At 64.3% G+C, this 1,816-nt stretch carries 4 protein-coding genes; 3 read left to right on the forward strand and 1 reads right to left on the reverse strand.

All coding sequences use genetic code 11. From position 1 onward, the window contains the following. Together AC1D00_RS39465 and AC1D00_RS39470 are read left to right on the forward strand one after the other, a co-directional pair. The coding region (locus tag AC1D00_RS39465) for a glycogen/starch synthase (RefSeq protein WP_477014410.1) at positions 1 to 987 on the forward strand (987 nt) is incomplete at its 5' end. A gap of 45 nt (positions 988 to 1,032) precedes the next feature. Further along, complete coding sequence (locus AC1D00_RS39470) at positions 1,033 to 1,293, forward strand: SemiSWEET transporter (RefSeq protein ID WP_477014411.1); 261 nt, start codon at positions 1,033 to 1,035, stop codon at positions 1,291 to 1,293. Positions 1,294 to 1,318: 25 nt separating this feature from the next. Here the strand turns inward: AC1D00_RS39470 and AC1D00_RS39475 are convergent, their stop codons facing one another. Beyond that, positions 1,319 to 1,576 carry a helix-turn-helix domain-containing protein gene (locus AC1D00_RS39475; RefSeq protein ID WP_477014412.1) on the reverse strand — a complete coding sequence of 86 codons (258 nt, stop codon included), beginning with the start codon at positions 1,574 to 1,576 and terminating at the stop codon, positions 1,319 to 1,321. A 39-nt stretch (positions 1,577 to 1,615) separates the two neighbouring features. On the opposite strand from AC1D00_RS39475, the gene AC1D00_RS39480 reads away from it, so the two are divergent. Beyond that, positions 1,616 to 1,816, forward strand: a 201-nt coding sequence (locus AC1D00_RS39480; RefSeq protein ID WP_477014413.1) for a hypothetical protein, incomplete at its 3' end; no start/stop codon positions are given.

The following is a 1,816-nucleotide window of genomic DNA, read 5'->3' on the forward strand; positions in this document are numbered from 1 at the left end:
CGGCCCGGCACCGTGATGACGATCCACAACATGGCCTATCAGGGCAAGTTCGCTCCCGAGCTGATCAGTGCGATCGGCCTGCCGTGGAGCTCCCTCGACGTCAACGGCCTCGAATATTTCGGCGACATCAGCTTCCTGAAGGCCGGCCTGCAATTCGCCGATCGCATCACGACGGTGTCGCCGACCTATGCGCGGGAGATCCAGAGCGACGAGGGCGGCATGGGGCTCGGCGGCCTCTTGCGCGCACGCGCGGGCGCATTGAGCGGGATCCTCAACGGCATCGACATCGCGGTGTGGAATCCGCAGGCCGATTCGCACATCGCCTATCGCTTCAGTGCGGAAGACCTCGCATTCCGGGCTGCGAACAAGGCGGTGCTTCAGCAACAATTCAATCTCGATTCCGCGGACGAAGCCCCCCTGCTCGGCGTCATCAGCCGGCTGTCTTGGCAGAAAGGGCTCGATCTCCTGCTCGAGGCCATTCCGACCATTTTGGGCGAAGGCATGCAGCTCGCACTGCTCGGCAGCGGCGACCGCGATCTTCAGGACCGCTACCAGGCGGCGGCACGCGCCAATCCTGGCCGGATCGGGGTCGTGATCGGCTACGACGAGATCCTCGCTCATCTGATTCAGGCGGGCTCGGACGCGCTCATCGTGCCGTCGCGATTCGAGCCGTGCGGCCTGACCCAGCTCTGCGCGCTGCGCTATGGCGCCGTGCCGATCGTCTCCCGCGTCGGCGGTCTCGAGGATACCATCGTCGACATCGGCGAAGCCGACGCGTCCGGCCGCGATGCCACCGGCTTCAAGTTCGCACCCGTCACGGCGGATGCCCTCGCCGGCACGCTACGCAAGGCCAACACGGCCTTCCACGACAAGCTGACCTGGCGGCGCCTGCAACGAAACGGCCTTGCGACCGACGTCTCATGGCGCAACCGCGCCGGGGACTATGCGGCGCTGTATCGGAGCCTGATCGAATCACGCCGCGCCTAGCGCATACCGGCTAAGGGCGCGCCGAATCCATGTTATAGGATCGGCATGGACCCGTTCTTGATCAAGCTGATCGGCTTTGCCGCAGCCTCCTGCACCACCGTCGCCTACGCGCCGCAATTCATCAAGCTCTGGAAGACCCGCTCGACCGAGGATATCTCGCTCGGCATGTTCCTGGTCATGGTGCTGGGCCTGGCGCTCTGGCTCGCCTACGGCCTGCTCAGCGGCGACGCCCCGCTGATCGCCTCGAACGCCGTCACCATGCTGCTCGCCGGCGGCATTCTGGTGATGAAGCTGAGATACGGGTGAGCTTGCTCGCTCCGCGGATCGTTCTTCAGTCGGAAAAACGAAGCCGCTTGTATTGCAGCTTCACCGCACGGTAGCATTCGCAGGTGGCCTTGTTGAGCTCGGCGGCGTTGACGATCTCGATGTGACCGCGGCTGAATCGAATGACGTTCGCTTCCTGGAGAGCATGGGCGACGAACGAGACGCTGTTCCGGCGAACCCCGATCATCTCGGCCATCAATTCCTGCGTGAGCTTGAAGCGGTCGCTGCCGGATAGATCCCGAACACGCAAGAGCCATCGCGCCAATCTCGCCTCGACGGTGTGGGATGCATTGCAGCCCACGGATTGCTGGGCCTGAACGAACAGGGCCTGACTGTGACGCGTCAGGCCATCCCGGAACTCGACACTCTGCTGTGCGAGAGCGCGAAGGCGGGCAGCTTCGACCTGCAGAGCCACACCCGGCACCAACACGACCGCGTGAACCAGTGCGACGGGCTCTCCCAACACGCCAAAAGCACCCAAGATGCCGTCAGGGCCAACCAACGC

This window comes from Bradyrhizobium sp. P2_E8 (genome assembly GCF_056403875.1).